General features: G+C 68.3%; 12 protein-coding genes and 1 CRISPR repeat array (1 of these 13 running past the window's edge). Of the genes, 8 read left to right on the top strand and 4 right to left on the bottom strand.

What is annotated here, in order from left to right; translation table 11 throughout:
- Positions 1-2: 2 nt before the first annotated feature.
- The gene (locus tag ACIQUR_RS31990; protein WP_403671999.1) at positions 3-557 is read right to left on the bottom strand and encodes a hypothetical protein; all 555 of its coding nucleotides are present in this window, start codon (positions 555-557) and stop codon (positions 3-5) included.
- Positions 547-951, bottom strand: coding sequence for an SseB family protein (locus ACIQUR_RS31985; RefSeq protein WP_403671996.1), 405 nt, complete (start codon positions 949-951; stop codon positions 547-549). Before ACIQUR_RS31985 ends, ACIQUR_RS31990 begins: the two co-directional genes overlap by 11 nt.
- Before the next feature lie 179 nt (positions 952-1,130).
- On the opposite strand from ACIQUR_RS31985, the gene ACIQUR_RS31980 reads away from it, so the two are divergent.
- The 7 genes from ACIQUR_RS31980 to ACIQUR_RS31950 all read left to right on the top strand — a co-directional run bounded on the left by ACIQUR_RS31980 (position 1,131) and on the right by ACIQUR_RS31950 (position 15,794).
- The gene (locus ACIQUR_RS31980) at positions 1,131-1,346 is read left to right on the top strand and encodes a hypothetical protein (RefSeq protein WP_403671993.1); all 216 of its coding nucleotides are present in this window, start codon (positions 1,131-1,133) and stop codon (positions 1,344-1,346) included.
- 17 nt (positions 1,347-1,363) lie between these two features.
- Positions 1,364-2,425, top strand: a complete 1,062-nt coding sequence (locus ACIQUR_RS31975) for a hypothetical protein (RefSeq protein ID WP_403671990.1) — start codon at positions 1,364-1,366, stop codon at positions 2,423-2,425.
- 289 nt (positions 2,426-2,714) lie between these two features.
- The gene (locus ACIQUR_RS31970) at positions 2,715-6,221 is read left to right on the top strand and encodes a LamG-like jellyroll fold domain-containing protein (protein ID WP_403671987.1); all 3,507 of its coding nucleotides are present in this window, start codon (positions 2,715-2,717) and stop codon (positions 6,219-6,221) included.
- A gap of 195 nt (positions 6,222-6,416) precedes the next feature.
- Positions 6,417-12,857, top strand: a complete 6,441-nt coding sequence (locus ACIQUR_RS31965) for an RHS repeat-associated core domain-containing protein (protein ID WP_403671984.1) — start codon at positions 6,417-6,419, stop codon at positions 12,855-12,857.
- A 141-nt stretch (positions 12,858-12,998) separates the two neighbouring features.
- A complete protein-coding gene (locus ACIQUR_RS31960) occupies positions 12,999-13,241 on the top strand; it encodes a hypothetical protein (RefSeq protein WP_403671981.1) in 243 nt (80 codons plus the stop codon).
- Positions 13,242-14,287: 1,046 nt separating this feature from the next.
- Entirely contained in the window at positions 14,288-14,755 is a 468-nt protein-coding gene (locus ACIQUR_RS31955) for a hypothetical protein (RefSeq protein ID WP_403671978.1), read from the top strand.
- A 199-nt stretch (positions 14,756-14,954) separates the two neighbouring features.
- Positions 14,955-15,794 (top strand): IS5 family transposase, encoded by an 840-nt coding sequence (locus tag ACIQUR_RS31950; protein ID WP_403671975.1) that lies wholly within the window; start codon positions 14,955-14,957, stop codon positions 15,792-15,794.
- Between the two features lie 463 nt (positions 15,795-16,257).
- Here the strand turns inward: ACIQUR_RS31950 and ACIQUR_RS31945 are convergent, their stop codons facing one another.
- Positions 16,258-17,904 (bottom strand): protein kinase, encoded by a 1,647-nt coding sequence (locus ACIQUR_RS31945; protein ID WP_403671972.1) that lies wholly within the window; start codon positions 17,902-17,904, stop codon positions 16,258-16,260.
- A 1,046-nt stretch (positions 17,905-18,950) separates the two neighbouring features.
- Between ACIQUR_RS31945 and ACIQUR_RS31940 the strand changes: the two genes are divergently transcribed.
- The gene (locus ACIQUR_RS31940; RefSeq protein WP_403671969.1) at positions 18,951-20,210 is read left to right on the top strand and encodes a NucA/NucB deoxyribonuclease domain-containing protein; all 1,260 of its coding nucleotides are present in this window, start codon (positions 18,951-18,953) and stop codon (positions 20,208-20,210) included.
- A gap of 43 nt (positions 20,211-20,253) precedes the next feature.
- Here the strand turns inward: ACIQUR_RS31940 and ACIQUR_RS31935 are convergent, their stop codons facing one another.
- Positions 20,254-20,727, bottom strand: coding sequence for a hypothetical protein (locus ACIQUR_RS31935; protein WP_403671966.1), 474 nt, complete (start codon positions 20,725-20,727; stop codon positions 20,254-20,256).
- A 578-nt stretch (positions 20,728-21,305) separates the two neighbouring features.
- A CRISPR array of direct repeats spans positions 21,306-22,595; the repeat unit is 29 nt; unit sequence CGGTGCAGCCCCACGTGGGTGGGGCGGAC (it continues 754 nt past the right edge of the window).

Genomic DNA, 22,595 nt, shown 5'->3' with positions numbered 1-22,595 from the left:
TCTTACCGTTCTCCGTCGGTCTGCTGGATCAGGTCGTTGAGCGACCCGATCCGCCCGGTGGTCTTGAGCTTCTCGCCTGTATCCGACCAGGTCTGCTTGATCTCCTCGCCCGCCTTCTGGAAGGAGCCCGGGCTGTAGTCCGGCTTGTAGACGTCGCCCGAGAAGATGTCGCCCCACTCCTTCTTCTCGATGTCGTCCTCGTTGGCGTGCGGGTTGCCGTAGAGGGAGTTCGCGCCCACCTTGAACGCACCCTGGAGGTACTGGTCCTCCTCCCACAGCGCACCGGCGGCGATGCCGAGGTTCGCGGCGAGCACGCTGGCGTCCTGGACGAGCCCGCGTACGCCCCACTCCCAGCGCTCGCAGAACGCTTCGAAGTCCCCCGCGAGCCCGGCGTGTCCGGCCTCCATCCCGGTCATGGACAACGACTCGAAACCCGCGCCCATCGACGCCCCGCCGGCCGTCCCGACCTCACGCAGCTCCGCCACGGCACCGCGCAGCCCCTCGGTGATGTTCTTCACCGCCACCGGGTCCAGTGCCAGGTCCTTGTCACCGCTCACCGCGAGCCCCCTTCCCTACGAGGTCCACAGCGACGGAATCCGGAACGATCCCCGCCACCGGCGGAAAGAGCATCGAGCCGTCCTCGTCGGCCACGTTCACCGCGACTCCGGTCGGCCCGTCGAGCGAGGGGATCACCGCGTCCAGCAGCCGGGCACCGAGGATGGCGACGTACTCGGCCTCGGCGGCCGGATCGGCGCCGCGCTGCAGCAGGAACCGGCTCAGGGACACCTCGTCGGTGAAGGCGTAGAGCCAGCGGACCCCACCCCGCTCAGCCGACATCAGCCCGCCGTCGGAGACGGGCACGAGCAGCGTCGTACGGCGCAGCTCACCGACCAACGCCTGTGGCCTGCCCGTGCCATCTCGCAGCGCAGCGATCTGCGCGATCAACCCCATGCCCCGTCGCCCCCCACAACTTCTTGATCCAGTTGGCGTACGTGCACACGTTAACCCCGGATGCCGACAGCACCGTGGGGTGGGCGGACGCCTGGAGGCGGGACGTGCCCCACGTCCCGGCGGGGAGGCCGCCAACGCCGAGGGCCCACCACGGATGTTCACGGTGGGCCCTCAGCAGTGTGAATCAGCTCTCGCTGCTCTCGATCAGCAGCATCGTCAGCTCGCCCGACACGTTGGCCTGGATCGTGTCGTGGACGGTCCGTCTGGATGCGCTCGGCGCCGACGGCACCGCCGGGGCGAGGCTGGAGGAGGTCCTGGCTGATGCTCGTGCGGCGGCGGTGGGGGTGGACCTAGCGACGGTGGCGGTGATGCGGGAGAGGCGGGCCCGTACGTGATGCCGAAGAAGCCGGACATGGGTGAGGCCACGTACACGTTGCTGGAGTACCTCTTCGGGCCGGGCAAGCGTGACGAGCACGCCGACCCGCACCTGGTGACCGCCTGGGATCCCGATGTGCCGTGCCCGGCACGCCACCCGGAGCGGATGGGTCTGGGGGAGTCGGCGGACCTCCTGGACGCACCCGTGGAGGCCTTGTGCGGGGCGCGCCCGCCCCAGCACGTGTGGCACGTCTCGGTCCGCAACGCCCCCGGCGACCAGGTCCTGTCCGATGCGGAGTGGGCGGAGGTCGCGGCGGCGATGGTGGACGCTGCGGGCATCGCCCCGGCAGGTGACGAACAGGCCTGCCGGTGGATCGCCGTGCGCCACGCCGAGGACCACATCCACCTCGTTGCGACCCTGGCCCGGGTGGACGGCAGGCAGCCGCGGCTGCGCGGCGACATCCTCGCGATGCACGCCGTCGCCCGCGCCTTCGAGGCCCGCTGGGGCCTGACGACGATGTCCCCGCAGGACCGCACCGCGGTGCGCCGCCCCTCGACGGGGGAGCTGGCGAAGGCCGGCCGCCGCGGCCTGCTGGAGACCGCCCGGCAGTCCCTCCAGCGCACCGTCCGCACCGCGGCCGCGCTCGCCGAGACCGACACCACTTCCAACTCCGCAGACCACCAGGTCGGCGGTCGCTTCGACGGCCGCCTACCAGCCCGTGGCGGTACGGGGCGAGCACGACGCGTCGGCCTGTCGCCCTCCTCGCCCAGCAGTAAGGCGCGGACCGCGTCCGGGCCCGGTATCCGATGTCGGTGGAATCCTGGGCCGCGCACCATAGCGCCGACGTGGGTGTGTGCCGTGAGGGGCGATGCACAGCTATTGCCAAAATGGCGCGTGCATGCCAAGTTCGTCGGCTATCACCTTCGGTGGTTGCGTCTGCAATGTTCTGAAATGATCTGTATGGGCGTATCGGGTCGGAGGTGTGTCCGAGTAATCGAGCATACCGGCATCGCCATGTGGTTGGTGTGCATGGCTCCTCGTGTAGCCGCTCTTACCTGCAAGAACGGGTTGATGGTGCCTCGGATCACACTTGACTAGCGGTAAATGGGAGGCGATATTTTCCCTGACTTATAAGGTCTTGATAAGCCTGGGGGGATAGCCCGTGAGGGGCTTCTATTGGCGTACGCGAAGTAAGGCGTGCGCCTTCATTGCTGTGGCACTGATGGGCGTTGGGGTGCCCGCATTCGCGACCCCCGCTCAGGCCCAAGATGGGTCAGTCCGGCAGGCGTCTGAGCCTGCTCTCACTCCGGAGGATGCGGCTTCGGAACGTGCCCGGGAAACCGGGGAACGTGCTGAGGTTGTGGCGCGGCGTGCGGAGTCGCGTCAGGTGTTCGCCAACCCGGACGGAACGTTCACGCTGGAGTCGAACGCGGCTCCCGTGCGGGCGCGTCAGGACGATGGTTCCTGGGCTCCGATCGACACGACGCTGACGGCTACTGCGGACGGCCATGTGAGGGCCCGGTCGACGACCAGCCGTGTGGAGTTCTCCGGCGGTGGTTCGGCCCAGGACATGGTCGTGCTGACGCGGGGTGACAAGCGTCTGGCGTTGGACTGGCCGTCGCCGCTCCCCAAGCCCACGGTGGCTGACGACACCGCCACCTATAGCAATGTGCTGCCTGGGGTGGACCTCAAGCTGACCGCGGTCGGCACCGGCTTCACCCAGGTCCTTGTGGTGAACACGCCTGAAGCGGCGGCGAACCCCGCGCTGACGAAGCTGAAGATGTCGGTCAAGGGCCAGGGCGTGACGGCCGAGCCGACCGCCACGGGTGGTCTGCGTTACGTCGACGAGGATGGCCAGACGGTCTTCGAGAGCCCTGCTGGACGGATGTGGGACTCCTCCGGAGATCAGCTCGAGCCCGGTCCCGATGCCACTCCTGCGATGCGTACGGCGGCCTACACGGTGCCTGCGTCGGATGCGCCCGCGGCACAGTCGGACACGCAGCCTGACGATGGGGGGTCGGAGGACCCTGCCGACGCTCCGACCCCGGGCGACAAGACGGCCGAGGTCTCGGTTCACGTCAGCGGGCAGAGACTGGAACTCACCCCTGATCCTGCGCTGCTGCGCGACAAGGAAGCGGTCTTCCCCCTCTACATCGACCCGCCGGTCAAGGGCCTCACGCCCGCCGACTGGACAGCGCTGTCGTCGGATGGGGACGCCTTCTGGGAGTTCAGCGGGGAGAAGGGCGTCGGGTACTGCGCGAACTACGCCGGCTACCTGTGCTCGTACGACAACTACACCCAGCGCATCTACTACGAGTACCCGCTGTCCTCCCTGTACGGGAAGAAGATCCTGGACGCGACGTTCGAGGTCTTCCAGACCTGGAGCTTCACCTGCTCGCAGCACAACTACTGGCTCGTGCGCGCCGACGAGGACCGGGGCATCTCCAGCTCGACCCGCTTCAGCACCAAGCCCGCCTACGTGGACCTGATGGGCGACAAGTGGTCGGCGATGGGCCGGGGCACGCTGTGTGACCCGGCTCAGCCGGCTGACTGGCTGCGCTTCAGCGACAACGTCAGCGGCGGCGAGAAGGACGAGAACCTGACCCCGACGCTGCAGAGCATGGCCGATGGGCAGAAGCCGCACATCACGCTCGAGCTCCGCGCCCAGGACGAGTCCACCACGGCCGCCTGGGCTCGGTTCCGCAATGACGCCAAGCTGTCGGTCACGTACATCTCCAAGCCGGGTGCCCCGGATCCGGTCGGTGTGCAGAACGGCTCGATGGGCCGGGTCTGCAACCCTTCGGCGACTCCGCTGGTGACCAGCGACACGACGCCGGAGGCGGTGGCGTACGTGCAGTCTCCGGACGGCGCGCAATCCCAGTTGCGTGCGGTCATGGAGGTCTGGAAGACGGACGGGTCCCAGCCCGTCTGGACCAAGACGTCCGGCCCCTGGGTGGCGGACAACATGAAGCAAGCCGAGCCGACGTCGACGCTGTCGGCGCAGACCACCTACAAGATGCGGGCGAAGACCCAGGCGTACTACTCCACCGACCGCGGGGCGACCGGCGTCCTGGATTCGCCGTGGTCGACGTGGTGCTACTTCCGCGTCGACACCGACAGCCCGCCGCGCCCGACGATCAAGAGCGCGGACGGCCTGTACCTGCCGGCAGACAGCAACCCCGCCTCCGGCGGAGTGGGCGTGCCGGGCAAGTTCACCTTCACCCCGGGCGACACGAACTCTTCGCAATCCGGCATCCAGTCGGATGTCACCTCCTATCGGTGGCGCCTGAACAGCGGGACGGTATCCACCCCGATCAGCGTCTCCGTCGGTGCGTCGTACACAAAGACCATCACCCCGAACCAGGCGGGTGAGAACACCATCCAGGTGTGGGCGTACGACGACGCCGGCCACATCTCCCAGACCGGCTACTACAGCTTCAACGTCAAGGGCGCCGAGCTCCCCGCCGGCGTATGGAGCCTGGACGGCAACGGTGACGACACCACCACCGCGTCGACCAAGCACCCGCTGACCCTCGGATCCGAATCTGAGTGGTCGTACCGGGAGCGTGCCGGCACCAGGGCGCTGTGGCTGAAGGGCGAGCCCGCTCAGTACGCCCGCACCGACACACCGCCCGTGGACACCTCCAAGTCGTACACGGTCTCCGCGTGGGCTCGCCTCAGCAACGGAGTGAGCAGCAACCAGACCGTCCTCGGCATGAACGGTGACGTCTACAGCGCCTTCTATCTCTCCTACGAGCACGCCAAGAAGACCTGGACCCTGCGGACCTCTCCCTCGGATTCCACGGGTGGCAACCTCACCCAGCAGACGGTCGTGGCCGACCAGCCTGCCGTCACCAACGCCTGGACCCACCTGAGCGCCGTCTACGACGCCGCCGACCAGGAAATCCGCCTCTACGTCAACGGCCGTCTCCAGGGCTCCGACGATGTCGCCCCTTCGTGGAAGGCCAGTGGCGGGCTGCAGGTCGGCCGGGTGCTGTGGGGCGGCGGGAACGTCGACCACTTCGTCGGCTCCATCGACGAGGTCAAGGTCTGGAAGCGTGCCCTGGCCGGGGACGAGATCGCCCAGGACGCCCGCCTGGAGGACGAGGACGCCAGCGACAACACCGCGGGCGACCCGATAGTGGCCGAGGTCGGCGGCTGGGACGCGGTCCATGACTCCGGCACCATCCTCGAGGACACCACAGGGTTCGGGCGCGACATGGCACTCAAGGGCGCCACGCTCGGAGCCGACCCCAGCATCGACCCCGCCACTGGTGAAATTCCCCGCCAGGTCATGGCGCTCAACGGCTCCAGCAGCTACGCGACGGCACCAGGCCCGATCGTGGACGAGACCGGCTCCTTCACCGCCACCGTCTGGACACGCCTGGACTCCCAGAAGCTCAAGGACACCTCCAAGAGCTACCGAGTCCAGGTCATGGGCCAAGCCGGCGACACCCACTCCTCCTGGGGTGTCTGGTACGACCAGCCGTCCGGCTCCACCGTGGGCAAGTGGCGGCTCGGGCGGCCGACCAAGGACAGCGGCGATCCCATCTGGATCACCGCCGACTCCGGCGCCGCCAAGAAGGACATGTGGGTCAGGCTCACCGCCGTCTACGACGCCCAGCAGCCCGTCAAGGACGACGACGGCGACGGCTACCACCGCGGAGCGATGTTCCTCTACGTCGACACCGCCCAGCTCAACGGAAACGGTGCCGCCTACGCCTCCCCGTGGCAGGGGCTGGGCGCCTTCGAAGCCGGCCGAGGCCTGGTCAACGGCACCACCCAGCGGTACTTCCCCGGCCACATCGCCAGCATCCGCATCTGGGCCGGAGCGATGAGCGGCTCCGACATCGCTGTCATGTTCGGCGATGAAGCAGGCGAGAACGGCCGCTAGCACCTTCACCTCGAGACGTCTGTGGCCCTGCCGCTGTCCGGCAGGGCCACAGGCCCCCGTCTCTCATCCCTGCTCCAGCCCGCTGCGGCGGGCTCGGAGTCCACTTCCCATCTGCCAGAGGAAACGACTGTGATACCAGTTGCTCGTGGCGCACGGGCACGCACCACCCTGGGCCGCTGGCTCGGGCGCGGTGCCGTGACCGTCTCACTCGCACTGCTGCCGCCTCTCCTGAGCCAGCCACCCCTGGCCACCGCCACCACATCGGCGGCCGCGTTCCCCAAGCCGCCCAAGCCGAAGATCAACAAGGTTGTGCCGTTCAAGGCGCGCCCGTCCAAGGCCCCCAAGGGCCAGATGGCGTCGGCCGCGGCCCGCGAGCGGTCCCGCATCGCTGCCGCGAAGTGGCCGGCCGCCGGCTCGGTCACACTGGACACAAGCACCGGAAAGCAGACCAAGGGCACAGCGGGCGGACTGCCCATCACCCTCACCGCCCCGCCCGCCAGCGGCAAGATCGCAGCGAAGCAGACCGCGCCCGCGACTGGCACAGGCTTCTCGGTGCGGTTGCACGACCGCGAGGCCGCCCAACGGGCAGGGGTCAAGGGCATACTCCTCGCCGTCACGCCCACGACCCGTGCCGCCACAGGGCCGGTGCGCCTGGGGCTGGACTACTCCTCCTTCGCCTCCATGTACGGCGGCAGCTACGGCGCCCGGCTCAAGCTCGTACAGCTCCCCGCCTGCGCACTGACCACCCCCCAGAAGCCTGCGTGCCAGACCCGGCTCGCGCTTCCTTCCCAGAACGACCCGACGGCTCAGACGCTGACCGCGGACGTCCCGGCGAAGGCACTGACCTCCGGCACGGCCGTCCTGGCGACCCAGTCCGAGACCTCCTCGGCCGCCGGTGACTTCGGCGCCACCCCGCTGGGCCCGTCCGCGACCTGGGAGGCCGGCGGCAGCACCGGCGACTTCAACTGGAACTACCCGCTGCGCGTCCCCCCGGCAACCGCTGGCCCGGCACCGAAGCTGTCCATCGGCTACAACTCGGCAAGCGTCGACGGCCGTACCGCAGCGGAGAACAACCAGACCTCCGTCATCGGCGAGGGCTTCTCCATCACCGAGTCCTACATCGAGCGCAAGTACGGATCCTGCAAGGACGACGGCCAGGCCGGCAAGGGCGACCTGTGCTGGAAGTACGCCAACGCCACCCTGGTGCTGAACGGCAAGGCCGCCGAGCTCGTCAACGCCTGTGACGTCGAGGACCCGACCGCCTGCACCACTGCCGCCCAGTCCGAGGCAGCCGGTGGTACGTGGAAGCTGAAGAATGACGACGCCACCAAGGTCGAGCACCTCACCGGCATCGTCAACGACGACAACAACGGCGAATACTGGCGCGTCACGACCACGGACGGCGTCCAGTACTACTTCGGCAAGCACCGTCTGCCCGGCTGGTCCGACAACGGCACCTCCGCCGACGACCCGGTCACCAACTCGGTCCTGACTGCCCCGGTCTTCGGAGACGACACCGGCGAGCCCTGCCACGGCAGCACCTTCAACGCCTCCGACTGCGTCCAGGCATGGAAGTGGAACCTCGACTACGTCGTCGACCCCCACGGCAACGCCATGACCTACTGGTACGGCAAGGAGTCGAACTACTACGCCAAGTCCGGCGTCGCCTCCCCCGGGACCTCCTACCACCGCGCCGGCTACCTCAAGCGCATCGACTACGGCCAGCGCAGCGACCTCCTCTTCGACAAGCCCGCCGCCCAGCAGGTCACCTTCACCTACGCCCAGCGGTGCATCGTCAAGGACGGCTGCACCAGCCTGACGGAAACCACCCAGAAGAACTGGCCGGACGTCCCCTTCGACCAGATCTGCACCAGCACCGAAACCTGCACCGGCCTCGTCGGCCCGTCGTTCTTCACCCGCTACCGCCTCACCGACATCAACACCCTCGTCTGGTCCGGAACCGGCACCACCATGCGGGCAGTGGACAACTGGAAGCTCGAGCACGACTTCCCTCCGTCCGGTGACGCCTCAGCGCCCAGCCTGTGGCTGATGTCGATCCAGTCCATCGGCAAGGCTGACGGCGGCACGGGCCTTGAGATGCCGAAGGTGGTCTTCGAGGGCGAGCAGAAGCCGAACCACGTCGAGGGCGCAGGCTCTCCGAACACGCTTCGCTACATCAAGTGGCGCGTTCGGAAGATCACCTCGGAGACCGGCTCCGTCACCCTCGTCAACTACTCCAACCCGGAATGCATCTGGGGCAGCAAGATGCCCGCCTCGGCGGACAAAAACAGCCTGCGCTGCTTCCCCATCTACTGGTCCCAGTCCGGCGGCACACCCACCCTCGACTGGTTCCACAAGTACGTCGTCACCTCAGTCCTCCAGGAAGACACCCAGGGCAACGGCGACACACAGGAGACCTACTACAACTACGACGGCGGAGCCGGCTGGGGATACTCCGACGACGACGGCCTGACCAAGCCGAACCACCGCACCTGGTCCCAGTGGCGCGGCTACCAGAAGGTCACCACCACCACAGGCGACAGCAACGGCCCCAAGGGCAAGACCGTCACCCTCTACATGCGCGGCCTCAACGGCGAGAAGGAACTCGACAACACTCCGCGCGTGGAGAAGGTCACCGACTCCACCGGCACGTCCATCGACGACTCCCGGCAGTACGCAGGCTTCGTCCGCGAGACCATCACCTACAACGGCACCACCGAGGTCACCGGCACCATCACCGACCCGGACGGGCGCAACACCGCCTCACACAAGTACGACTGGGGCACCACCGAATCCTGGATGGTCTTCCCGCGCACCGTCACCACGCGCACCAAGACCAGCACCGGAACGCGTACCACCGCGGCCACGACGTACTACGGCACCACCTACGGCATGCCCGTCCGCGTAGACGACAAGGGCGACGTGGACAAGACCGGCGACGAGTCCTGCACCGTCACCAGCTACGCCCGCAACACCAGCGCCTGGATCGTCGGCACCGTCTCCCGCGTCGAGACCTACTCGGTGGCCTGTGACAACCGCACCACCATGACGCTCCCGGACGCGGCAGTATCGGACATCACCACCGGCTACGACGGACAGCCCGTCGGCACCGCACCGACCAAGGGCCTGATCACCTCCTCCTACCGGCTCTCGGGGTACTCATCCGACCAGCCGGTCTACCAGAAGGTGTCTTCCTCCACCTACGACAAGCTGGGCCGCCCGATCACGGCGACCGACGCCCTGGGCAGGACCGTCCGCACCGACTACACCCCCAGCGACACCGGCTACGGCCCGCTGAAGGCCAAGACGGTCACCGACCCCAAGGGCTTCACCGCCACCACCACGATCGACCCGGCCTTCGGCACGGCAACCAAGCTCGTGGACGCCAACGACAACACCACCGAATGGGACATCGACGCCCTCGGCCGACTCGTCGCCGTGTGGAAGCCCAACCGGGTCCGCGCCCTCGGCGACGCAGCGAGCATCACCTACGCGTACCACATCACCAACAGCCCGACGTCGAACTCCTACGTCCGCACCGACACCCTCAAGGCCGACGGCAAGACGTACAACAGCTCCTACGAGCTGTACGACTCGCTCCTGCGGCCCCGCCAGAAGCAGGTCCCCTCGCCTTCCGGCGGTCGGCTGATCTCGGAGACGCTGTACGACGACCGGGGCCTGGCCTACAAGGCCAACTCCCAGGTCTACGACAACAACGCCCCCTCCGGAAAGATCGCAGGAACCCTCCCCGGCTCGGTCCCCGCCTCGACGGAAACCATCTACGACGACGCCGGACGCGCCGTGGAAGCGATCTTCCGCGTCAACGGCCAAGACCGCTGGAAGACCAGCACCGCGTACAGCGGTGACGAAGTCGCGACCACCGCGGCCGCCGGCGGCACGGGTGTCCGCACGATCACCAACGCCCTCGGCCAGGTGATCGAGCGCCGCCAGTACAGCGGACCGAACCCCACCGGCACGGCTACCAGCACCAAGTACACCTACACCCCGGGCGGGCAGATCGAGACGATCACCGGACCGGACGGGGCGAAGTGGACCTACACCTACGACCTCCGCGGCCGTCAGGTGACCAAGACCGACCCTGACACCGGCACCACCAGCACCACCTACAACGACGTCGACCAGGTCCTGACCACCAGCTTCACCAAGGACGGCGCCACCAAGACGCTCGTCAACGACTACGACGAGCTGGGCCGCAAGACCGGCACGTGGGACGGCGTGAAGGACGACGCCCACCAGCTGACCAAGTACACCTACGACAGCGTCGCCAAGGGCAAGCCCACCGCGGCCATCCGCTACGTCGGCGGCACCACCGGCAAGATTTACTCCCAGGTCGTCACCGGCTACGACTTCATGGGCCAGCCCACCGGAGTCAAGACCGTCCTGGCCGCCACCGACCCGCTGGTCACCGCCGGCGCACCGCAGACGTTCAGCACCCCGACGGCCTACAACCTCGATGGCACCGTTCAGAACACCGTTCTGCCCGCCATCGGAGGCCTGCCGACCGAAGCGGTCGCCTACACCTACAACGACCTGGGCATGCCCACCGGCGTCGAGGGCATGACGGACTACGTCCGCAACATCGGCTACACCCAGTACGGCGAGGTCCAGGAATCCGTCCTGGCCACCTCGGCCACGGCCAAGCAGATGCAGGTCCTCAACCGCTTCGAGGACGGCACCCGCCGCCTGGACAACCGGCACACCATCGACCAGACCAACGCCGGCTACACCAGCGACGTCGACTACACCTACGACGACTCCGGCAACGTCCTGTCGATCAAGAACAAGGCCGGCACCGACGACAACCAGTGCTTCGCCTACGACGGCTACCGCCGCCTCACCCAAGCCTGGACCCCCGCGAATGGCGACTGCACCGCCACCCGCAGCACCTCCACGCTCGGCGGCCCGGCACCCTACTGGAACAGCTGGACCTACAAGGTCGGCGGCCTGCGCGACACACAGACCATCCACACCAGCAACGGTGACACCACCACCCAGTACAAGTACCCCGCCGTCAACGGAAGCGGCGCAGGCCAGCCCCACAAGCTGACCAGCACCGAAACCGGCAGCACGACCAGCCCCTACGTCTACGACGAACTCGGCAACACCACCAGCCGCAAAAGCCCCACCGGGGCGACGCAGTCCCTGAAGTGGAACACCGAAGGCAAACTCACCAGCCTCACTGAAGGCACCAAGACCACCACCTACCTCTACGACGCCAACGGCGACCTCCTCATCCGCACCGGACCGGACGAGAGCATCCTGTACCTGCCCGGAGGCCAGGAACTCCACTACAACCCGACCGCCAAAACCTTCTCCGGCACCCGGTACTACGGCGTCGGCGACGGCAAGGCCGTACGCACCAACGCGGGCCTGAAGTGGCTCGTCGACGACCACCACGGCACCGCCTCCCTCGTCGTCGACGCCACCACCCAGGCCGTCACCCGCCGCTACAGCAAGCCCTTCGGCGAACGCCGCGGCACCAACCCCACCACCTGGCCCGACGACAAGGACTTCCTCGGCAAGCCCGCCGACGACACCACCGGCCTCACCCACATCGGCGCCCGCGAATACGACCCGAACACCGGCCGCTTCCTCTCCGTCGACCCCGTCTTCGCGCCCGAAGACCACGAATCCCTCAACGGCTACGCCTACGCCAACAACACCCCCGTCACCCTCTCCGACCCCACCGGACTCCGCCCCGACGGACCGGTCGGAGGCGGCCGCCAAGCCGACGAGCAGTACATGCGGGACCACAAGGCCTGGTGGAGCGGCGGACCAGGGAACTGGACATACAACCAGGCAAACTTCAAGCCGCAGTGCGGCGGATTCATGGTCACTGTCGTTTCCATCGGCGGGAGCGGAATCTCCAAGGTCCAAGCCTTCCTCGAGGGCCCCAAGCCTGCACCCACCACCAAGGGGTATGAGCCCGTCCGCAAGGGCGGTTATGAGACCTGGGGCGCGGGAGCCGGCTACGTCCATCCCGAGTGGACCGCAAAGCGTGCAGCCACCCTGGCCACCTGGCAGAAGGTCGTCATCGGCGTCGCGGCAGCCGTCGGGCTCGCGGTAGCCGCCGCGCCCATCGCAGCCATGGCTGGCCCGGCCTGTCTCGCCGCAGCCGCGGTCTGCGCAGCGGAAATCGCTGAAGCCGCATCCGGAGGCGCGGCGAATGGTGCCATAGCCGGAGGCGCCGCTGCTGTTGGCGGCGCAGCCCGGATTGAGGGGAATGCCTACAATGGTGACCGGCTTTACCTACAGCTCTCGGAGGAAGCTGGGATTCTCCCCGGGGTTAACTCATTCGACGACCTCGCCGCGAACCGTCCTTACCTCCGCTGGACCAATCCCGACCACGTGAGTCACCTTTTCGAAGGGCCCAACTGGATCAGAACGGGTCTCAAAGCCGGAACGACGGGTGACCGGAAGGGTGGCGTGCAGTGGAAGGAGGTGCGGTTGCGTCCGAACAAGGACGGGACATACTCGGTAACTGGCCGCATGCTCCGCTACCACCCGGGCGGGGGTCATCACGGCCCCACGCCTTACTGGAGGCTGAATGACGGTACCGACCAAGGTGGCGATGAGGGTATTATTCCCGCTGGTGTGTGGGACCGGGATAGGTGAGATCCATCAATGAGCCAAGAAACTGATCGGGTTGCGAGATTTCGCTCCTGGGCACTGCAGGTCTTGCAGCGTCTCGGAAACCCTCCACAGCAGCAGCTTGCTTTCATCGAGAGGACCTCAGTAGGGACCGATGAGCTCATCTTGGAGTTCGACGATGTACTGTCCACGGCCAGTGGATTGTTTCATGACGAACTCCTGACCCTCGAGGAGTTCGACACCCTGCGAAGGGTCGACGCCGCCACCGTTGTAGTTTGCGCCGCTGACGAGTCGATCTGGACCGAAGTCGCTCTTACTGGCGCAACGGAATGGTCCGAACTTCGGAAAGTCGCCAATTCCGTTAAGTTGGAGTTGGCGGAGTCTTGGAATCTCGGGGACTACCTGTAGATCCAAAATCTCAAGTTCCATGAATAGTCGCCGACGCGGCGGATAATCGGATGCAAAGAGGCTCCCCGGCTGGACAGCTGGGGAGCCTCTTTGTTGGCTTGAGAGTAACAAATTGCAGCAGTCTTGCGGATTGCCTGCGGGTGCTGCACTTGCCGAATGACGGCCTCAGCCCATCTGCGGCATGGCTGGGCGGCACCTGCCGAGTCGGCCTGGAGTTGCTAGCGCAGGGTGAGGTTGCGTGAAACGCGACAGCCGCGAGGTGGATGGATCTACCTCTTTTCCTTCGGCCTGTGGGTCTGCGGCGAGGGCGGCGTCATGAGTACGGCGTCATCCTGCATGTGGGTGGACGCCCCCGGCCAGGCCCGGCCCATCGCCAGCATGGACCCGGCCGCGTACACAGCCGTCCCCGCCTACCCCTTTCCGATGCCGGACTCCGTAGAACAGCAGTTCGGCCCTCCGCCGCCCCCTCCCCCCCCCGCGAAGTCCTTCCGGAAGGGGTCGGCGACGCCCTGCTCGACGCGCCGCTGTCCTCGACCGTCGACCTGATCCGCTCGGGCTGGACCGGCGAACTGGACGCCGGCGCCATCCTCACCCGCGCGGCGCTGGCCATGCGGCGGACCGCACTCTTCGCCTGGGCGGCGGGCAGTAGATTCCGCTGGGAGCTGCGCGTGTGAGGCCACCCGGTCCCGGCGCCCGAGGCCGAGGTCGGCGAGGGGAGGGCTAGGCACTCCGCCGCACGGTGTGGCCCGTGGGCATCTCGCGGGTCCGGTACAGCACGCACTGGCGAAGCGGCCCTTTGGGGACGCTCGGGTCGTCGAAGTCGTCGGCGGGGTCCCGGGTCATGCCGATCCGGCGCATCACAGCCTGGGAACGAAGGTTGCCGCCCCGTCTACGACGCCTTCGAATACGGCCCCGACGCCTGCTGCTCCGCCGTATCCGTCGGCACCGGCGGCGAAGCCGCCTCCCTCGTCCTCTCCCTGCCCGCCGAACACATCCACCGCCTCGGCGACGCAACCCAACAACTACGCGGCAAGGCCGTCCCCATCATGCTGACGCTGCTCTTGACCGGCGAGATCCCCGCCGAGGGACCTGCACAGGAGCTCGACGCCTCTCCTTTGGCCCGTACGACGGACGACGGGATCATCACGCCGGGGACGCTGATGCGGCTGCGCCGGATGTTCACCAGGCCCCTGATCAACACCAAGGCCGTCCGCCGTTCCGCGCGGGTGTGGTCGGGCCCGCATCTGGTCAACGACGAAAACTCCGCCAACGTCTACTACTTCGACGTCGCCCCCGGCCCGGCACAGAACGCCCTGTCGCTCACCCTGCCGCAGACCCTCACCGTCCCACCTTCCGGTGACCGGGCCCGTCAGGAGACGCCGTCCGGCTGGGGGGGGGGGGGCGCCGACTGCGCACGCCCTGGGGGAGCTGACCGTGTACCGGACATGACAGGGGAGCTGAAGGCGAAGGGGCGCATGGCCAGGTCCGAGGGTGCGGAGCTCGCCATGGGATGAGGCAGGTCTAGGGGAACCGAGGCTGGTGGTCGAGGAGCCGCCCCGGAGCTATCTGCCCCGGACCGGTCGGTGGGGGACCGCCGCCGCGGTCGGGCGCGGTGGTGCGGCACGATGTCGTGTACCCGCCGGGCCCTTCTGCCTCATGACGGTCTAGGCCGTGTATCGAAAGTGGATCTTGGGCTGTGAATGATCACGGTTCATGGGTCGGCGAGATCTCACGGACGAGCAGTGGGCGGTGCTGGAGCCGTTGTTGCCGAAGGGCACGAAGACGGGGCGACCGCCGGTCTGGCCTCGGCGGCAGTTCATCGACGGCATACGGTTCCGGGTCCGGACCGGTGTGCCGTGGCGAGACGTCCCCGCCGAGTACGGACCGTGGGGCTGGGTCTACGACCTGTTCCGCCGATGGCAGCGGAACGGCACCTGGCACCGGATCCTCACCCGGCTCCAGTCCCTGGCCGATGCGAAAGGCACGATCGTCTGGGACCTGAACGTCGGCTCCACGGTCTGCCGCGCCCACCAGCATGCGGCCGGGGCTCGCAAGCAGGGTGATCTGCAGAAGGAACCACCGGGCGGAATCTTCGTCGAGTCTGGTGATCACGCCCTTGGACGCTCGCGCGGCGGATTCACCACCAAGCTGCACCTGGCCGTCGAGCAGGGCCAGAAGCCCATGTCGATCGTGCTCACGGCGGGACAGCGCGGTGACTCGCCGCAGTTCGAACCCGTGCTTGGAGAAGGTCCGCGTGCCCCGCATCGGGCCGGGCCGCCCGCGCGTCCGCCCCAACCGAGTCCGGGCGGACAAGGCGTACGCCTCCCGCAAGACTGTGCCTACCTACGCCGCCGCGGAATCCGCTGCACCATCCCCACAAGGCCGACCAGGCCCGCAACCGCCAGAAGCTCGGCTCCCGTGGCGGCCGGCCGCCACGTCTTGACGCGGTCGACTACCGCGAGCGCCATGCGGTCGAGCGCGGGATCAACCGCCTCAAGAGACACCGTGCCGTCGCCACCCGGTACGACAAGCTCGCCGTCCGCTACGAGGTGACCGTGCTGGTCGCAGTCCTTAACGAGTGGCTGTGGCAGGCGCCCTGGTGGGACCATACGCCGGTGGACTCAGGACTCCCCGCCGGATGGACGATCGAACGCGTGCGCGCTTTTTTCCGGAGACCCAAGCGCCGCCCCGCTCTGCCTGGATCGGCTCGTAGTCGTCGAGGTGGCAGGCCAGGGAGGCTACGAGCCGCTTCGGCCCGATGTGATTCTCGCGTTCCACGAGTTGTGCCTCGTGAGGGACGACGGTGAGTGGTTCATGGGGCAGCTCGACGACGACGGCTCGGTGATCTGCTGGGCTTCCTACGGATCCGACCTGGCCGAGGCCGTCCGCAGTCTCTGAACGATCCCCCGCACCTTCAGCCACTTTCGCAACAGGCCCTAGCCCAACTCAAAAGAGGGTGAGCCGTGACAGACACTCCCCGAAGGGCTTGCCCGCAGGCTGGGGCCCGCTGGCGCGCTCATCCGGCTGCGCGTGCAGCGACTTCACCCCAGTGGACGTGGTTGTTGCGGGTGGCTTGTGTGTCAGGGTGGTCGGGTCCCAGGACCCGGGTGCAGTCGGTGGCCAGGGCCCGGTACAGGTCGCGGGCGGCCACCGCATCACCTGTCCTCCCGACCCAGTTGGCGTGGTGGTTGCGGATCGCGAGGGTGTCAGGGTGGTCGGGCCCCAGGACCCGGTCGTAGTCGGTGGCCAGGGTGATGTAGAGGTTGCGGGCGGCCGCCGCATCGCCAGCGATCCCGACCCAGTTGGCGTGGTTGTTGCGGGTGGCGAGGGTACTGGGGTGGTCGGGTCCCAGGACGCGGGTGCAGCCGGTGGCCAGGGCCCGGTACAGGTCGCGGGCGGCTGCCGCATCACCTGCCTTCCCGACCCAGTTGGCGTGGTGGCTGCGAGTGGCGAGGGTTTCAGGGTGGTCGGGTCCCAGGACCCGCTCGTCGTCGGCGGCCAGGGCGGTGTACAAGGCGCGGGCGGCCGTTGCATCGCCGGCCGTTGCGACCCAGTTGGCGTGGTGATTGCGAGTGCTGAGGGTGTGGGGGTGGTCGGGTCCCAGGACACGGATGCAGTCGGTGGCCAGAGTCGCGTATAGGTCGCGGGCGGCCGCCGCATCACCTGCCTTCCCGACCCAGGCAGCGTGGCGGCTGCGGGCGGCGAGGGTACCAGGATGGTGGGGCCCCAAGAGGTGGGTGGCGACTTCCACGGCGGCGTTGCCCAGGCTCTGCGCTCTGGTGAGGTCGCTCTTGGAGGCTGTGTCTGCCTGGTCGATCAGTGCATTCACGAGTGAGGCGCCGTTGGACACCGAGTTCTGGCCAGGACCTACCGACGGGCCGAAGCTGGCGGTGATGGCGGCCAGAGCGGTGCGAGTGGTGTGGGCGGTTGCTGGACGGGCCTGGGGATCCTTTGCCAGGAGGGCCAGCACCAGTGCCTCAAGCGTGAGGGGGATCTCCGGGCGGATCGCGCGCGGGGACCGCGGCACTTGGTCGGCATGCTGGCGCATCAGGGTGTAGAAATCGCCAGTGAACGGCGGCGTTCCGGTCAGCATCGCGTAGAGGATGCATCCGAGTGCGTAGAGATCGCAGCGCGCGTCCACGTGTTCCCCGCGCCATTGCTCTGGTGCCATGTAGAGGGGGGTTCCGAAGGGCCGCCCGGTGCTGGTCAGCCCTGCGGTCGAGTCCGCCGAGCGGGAAATGCCGAAGTCGCAGATCTTCACACACCCCTGGTGGAGGAAGACGTTCGCCGGTTTCAGGTCACGGTGGACGACACCCTGGTCATGGGCTGCGGCAAGGCCATCGGCTATCTGCACTCCCAGGCTGAGGACTTCCTCCACCGGCAGCCCGTTGGGTGACTCGCTGAGCGCGGCGGCCAGATCGCGGCCCTCGAGGAGTTCCATCACGATGAACAGCTGGCCGGCATCGCGGCCGATGTCGTGAACTATCGCGATCCCGGGGTGACGAAGCCGGGCACCGATGGTCGCCTCCCTACGGAAACGGCTCACCGCCTCCGCACTGGTACCGCCGTCACGGAGGATCTTCACGGCTACTGCGCGCTGCAGCTCGTCGTCTGAAGCCTTCCACACCTCGCCCATGCCGCCTCGGCCAAGCAGCTCGACCATCTTGTACCGTCCGGCCAGACGGCCCCCTGATTCCACAACGCCCCCATGCGATCGTGGCCACTCCGTACCCGCATTCTGCCTACAGCTCAGGCAGCAGACAGCCAGTGTCCCGGGCGGATGCGGCCACGTTCGGTTGCCCGGCCCCGCAGGCCGAGTGGGTAGAGGCCTGTAGCCCTTCGCAGCTGGCCGACTGGTGAACGGATTCGACGGAGCGCGGGGCGGTGTCGAGGTGCCAGCGTCGGGATCGTGCGCAGGACACGACGACCGCCCCTGGTTCGCTCGGCATCTGCAGCGCCGGTGCGCCGCTTCCGCCGTGGCTACTGGCGCGAAGGAAACGTTGGCCCGCGGCGACCGCTGAGCCGGTAGACCACCACCCCGAAAACCCCCTCGTAGTCCATCGAGACCAACAGAGCCGGGCCGACCCGGGCCTCCCTGTCGTCATCCACGGCCCAGACGACGGGTACTCACGCCGGGTGCGTTGTACTTCGACGTCGCTCTGGGACCGATGGGCGACGCCGTGCCGCTCACGTTGCCGCAGACCCTCACCGTCCCACCGTCCGGTGACCGGGCCCGTCAGGAGACGCCGTCCGGCTGGGCGTCGCCGACCGCGCACGCCTTGGGGGAGCTGACCGTACCGGACATGACCTCAGTTTGCTGAGAAGGTGCTCCGATTGGATGGAGTGCCCGATCGCGCCGCCGTTTCGCATGGGCCATGCCATGCCACTTCATCAGCTCGTTCGCTTCCGATCGGCGGCTAATCGGTCAAATGTGCGGGCAGTTCAGGCCTGGATATGTGCACAGCTGCGAATTTGCGATAGGTCTGGGCGGGTCGTGTCGGATCCGACACGGCGTCGTCTCAAGGGGGGTTCTTGATGCTGAAGATGTCCGCATCCGGTAGCTGGCGCAGGCGTGCCTGGGCCGTGTTAGCCGCGGTGACGATGCTTCCACTCGGCTTGCCGGCCACCGCGACGGCCGACACCGCGATGAGCGCGTTCGAGGTGTTCTCCTAAACGCTTCCCGCCGGTGTGCCGATCCCGTCGCTCGATATGCTGCAGGCCCGCGGCAGCGGCTGGAAGGCCGCGCTGCCCAGCCGGGAGACGGCGGCGGGCAAGCTGCCGCGCGAGGCGGTCGTTCCGGCCCGCCTCGGCGTGCCGCGGGCGACCACGTCTTCGTGGCTTTCCGACGAGATCGCCGGCCGGCTCCCGCTCGGGGCCACCTATCCGGAGCCGTCGCGGACCATGTCGAAGGCCGAGTGCAAGAAGGGCCTGCAGGGCGGTCAGCTGTTCGCGGTCAAGTCGAAGTACGCGATGTGTACCGGTACGCAGTTCGTGCAGACCTGGCTGCAGCGCGGCCGCCCTGTCGGGCAGAGCTCGTTCACGCTGTGGGTGATCGACACGGTTCCGGGGAAGAACGACCGCACGGTCCGGATGCAGTACCTCTTCACCGACTTCGACAAGGTCGGCAGCACCCGCACCAGCGGCCTGAAGGTCGACACGGACGTGAAGGTGACCACGGTCCCGAAGGTCTTGCCGCGGAAGAGCGGCGGGCACATACCGCCCGCGCAGAGCTACGACGCGCTCAAAGCCAAGCCCAACTACATTCACACGTTCCTGGTCGAGCCCGGGCACGGCGACGGCAAGGACGACGTGTCCTTCCTGATGTACGAGCCGTTCATCAAGCTCACCTTCCCCGCCCCCTACACCTCGCCCAACACCGGCAGCGTCAGAGTCGGATTCCTCGCCGCCCGCTGGGACGCCGCCCCCTACCTCTTCAACCGGCGAGGCGGCGGGAACCCGAAGAAGAAGGGAGGCGCGGCCCTGCCGGTCGTCACCTGGCTGCCTTACAGCTCCAAGGCCGGGGCCCCGGAGCGGGCCGTCGCGCAGCACCTGAAGGACGCCCACACGAAACCCGGCGCCACGAAGCCGGTGAACCCGAGCAAGAGCGTCCCCGGGTTCGACCTCGACCGGACGCTGCACCGGCTCCAGACCGACACCAGGCGCGTCGACGCCAACCGACGCGCAGCGATCGCCGCATGCATCAAATACTGGGGCCGCGACTACGCCACGAGCCTGCCCGGGGTCACCAGGGAATGCGATGAGTACCCCTTCGCCAGCACCTACGAAGGCGCCGCGCAGAGCAAGTACGAACCCCGCGCACCGAAGGACAACTTCTCCGCCCGGCCCATCCCCAAGGCGGACAACGGAGCAGGCGGGTCGATCCTGAAGATCTTCATGGACCGCAACCGGATCCTGGACGGTCTCAGCGCCGGAGACAACACCGACGGATACCTCATCTCGATCTCCTGACCCCCCACGGCCGCGGGCAGGACCAGCCCCTGCCCGCCGGCCGTCACGAGCCGGACGGCCAGAACTGCACCAGATACCGCTCCACACCCTCAGGCACATCCACCGCGGCCAGCCGGGCCACCTCGGCCCGGCCCGAGCCGTAGGCACGCACCCTCCACAGCGTCTCCGGCCGACCCAGCTCCACCACCGTCTCAGCGGCCACCCCCGACATCGTCTCGACGGACAGCTCCCCAGTCGTGGAAAGGATCTCCGCCTCCCCCTGCGCCTCCCAGGACTCGCCCGCATGCATGGGCGGCTCCCCACTCCACACCTCGGCCGTCAGCGCGGCGTGGTGGGTGTGGCCGGCGCTCGCGAAGTCGAGCCGCTTGTCGTGGGCGGTCAGGAACGCCGGCTCAGGGCTCGTCTCGAGCTCTTCGGGGAACGGAGCGGGGACTTCCATGTCGTCGGCCTCCTGAAGGGCGAAGGCATGGAACTCGACGTGCACATCAAGTACCTGGCTCGCCACTAACTCCGCCATCGAGAACTCCTCGTCAACGCCATCATTGCCTGGACCCTATCCAGTACCTCGGCTTCTTCGACGCGTCATGGCAGGAGGACCGCACCCTTCCCGCCACGACAGGGACCCACCCCCGGCACGCGCGGGCGCGCTGCTGTTCACCGCGGCGGAACCAGCGACCCGCGCCGGGACTGCACCACCACCCGGCCGCCCGGCCCGAGGACCGGTGGCCGGACCCGGTTGCGGCCGCCGTCGAGTAGCTGCCGCACGGCCTGGTCCTCGACGGCGGGGCACTGTCCGGCGGATCTTGGAAGTCAGCCGGCCCACCGGCTTGGACCTCGCCGGTGAGGGAGGGCTGCCGCCCGCGCTCTTCGACGCCCACAGCACCTACCTCCAGGACCTCGAAATGCAGCTCGGCGCCCGGCACGCACCCGCCCCGCACGACGGCCGGGGCGCCGCTGCGTCCGCGGGAGGGTGCCGGCTCCGGCTGTGCTCAGCGTGGGGGCGTTCGATCAGAAGGGGGGCGTGGCCGATCGCCGGGGAAGTGTGTTCGCCGCTTGGTTCACGGGTGGGGTGCCCGGGCGCTGGTCGTGGCGGACCGGTGCAGCCCCACGTGGGCGGGGCGGACAGCACGTCCAGGATGGCCCGCAGGATCGTCGACGGTGCAGCCCCACGTGGGTGGGGCGGACACGCTGAGAAGCCCTGGCTGGGAAGCCGGGGCCGGTGCAGCCCCACGTGCGTGGGGCGGACGAGTGGGAGCAGCACTTCAGCGACGGCAAGAACGGTGCAGCCCCACGTGGGTGGGGCGGACGCCGCGCTGGTGAGGGTGGCGGCGACGGCAAGAACGGTGCAGCCCCACGTGGGTGGGGCGGACGCCGCGCTGGTGAGGGTGGCGGCGACGGCGGTCGGTGCAGCCCCACGTGGGTGGGGCGGACGCCGCGCTGGTGAGGGTGGCGGCGACGGCGGTCGGTGCAGCCCCACGTGGGTGGGGCGGACGACCTTGGTCGGGCTGAATGCCGACTCCTCCGCGGTGCAGCCCCACGTGGGTGCGGCGGACTGAGGCAACTTGCAGGGCAAGTTGTAAGGCAACGGTGCAGCCCCATGTGGGTGGGGCGGACCAGTTGTACCCCTCTCGACCCTGGCCTACGGGCGGTGCAGCCCCACGTGGGTGGGGCGAACACGAGGACGCCGAACTCGCGCTCGTCGAGATCCGGTGCAGCCCCACGTGGGTGGGGCGGACCCCCCGAGCCCCAGCCGTGACCGGCAAGCTGGCCGGTGCAGCCCCACGTGGGTGGGGCGGACGCCCCGGGCGGGACGTCGCGGGATCCGGGGTGCGGTGCAGCCCCACGTGGGTGGGGCGGACCCAGCGCGTTCGGCCACGGCCTGCTGAGTCAGGGGTGCAGCCCCACGTGGGTGGGGCGGACATCCGCGGGTACGGCGTTGCCACCTGGTACGGCGGTGCAGCCCCACGTGGGTGGGGCGGACCTGAACCTGTCCACGCTGACCAGGCACCAGATCGGTGCAGCCCCACGTGGGTGGGGCGGACATCGGCGGGCAGGTCCTGCCGATGGTCACCACCGGTGCAGCCCCACGTGGGTGGGTCGGACATGACCGACTGGACCACCATGACCCGGGCCGACGGTGCAGCCCCACGTGGGTGGGGCGGACTACAAACCGAAGGTCAAGATCTACACCCTGGACGGTGCAGCCCCACGTGGGTGGGGCGGACTACCGGAGGGCGTCGGCCGAGTGGTCGTCCATCGGTGCAGCCCCACGTGGGTGGGGCGGACGGTGGCGAGGTGCGGGCCGAGTGCGGAGCGCCCGGTGCAGCCCCACGTGGGTGGGGCGGACCCGGGCTGCACGCGGACCAGGAGGACCCACTCCGGTGC

This window comes from Streptomyces sp. NPDC101132, assembly GCF_044759225.1.
Taxonomy (GTDB): Bacteria; Actinomycetota; Actinomycetes; order Streptomycetales; family Streptomycetaceae; genus Streptomyces.
This window is presented reverse-complemented; position numbering and strand designations above follow the sequence as displayed.

Bases quoted from the DNA above. Each gene is read 5' to 3' on its own strand.
- ACIQUR_RS31985 (WP_403671996.1), bottom strand. From the start codon at position 951: ATGGGGTTGATCGCGCAGATCGCTGCGCTGCGAGATGGCACGGGCAGG.
- ACIQUR_RS31940 (WP_403671969.1), top strand. From the start codon at position 18,951: ATGCTGCAGGCCCGCGGCAGCGGCTGGAAGGCCGCGCTGCCCAGCCGG.
- ACIQUR_RS31945 (WP_403671972.1), bottom strand. From the start codon at position 17,904: ATGGTCGAGCTGCTTGGCCGAGGCGGCATGGGCGAGGTGTGGAAGGCT.
- ACIQUR_RS31935 (WP_403671966.1), bottom strand. From the start codon at position 20,727: ATGGCGGAGTTAGTGGCGAGCCAGGTACTTGATGTGCACGTCGAGTTC.
- ACIQUR_RS31950 (WP_403671975.1), top strand. From the start codon at position 14,955: ATGGGTCGGCGAGATCTCACGGACGAGCAGTGGGCGGTGCTGGAGCCG.
- ACIQUR_RS31975 (WP_403671990.1), top strand. From the start codon at position 1,364: ATGGGTGAGGCCACGTACACGTTGCTGGAGTACCTCTTCGGGCCGGGC.
- ACIQUR_RS31955 (WP_403671978.1), top strand. From the start codon at position 14,288: ATGCTGACGCTGCTCTTGACCGGCGAGATCCCCGCCGAGGGACCTGCA.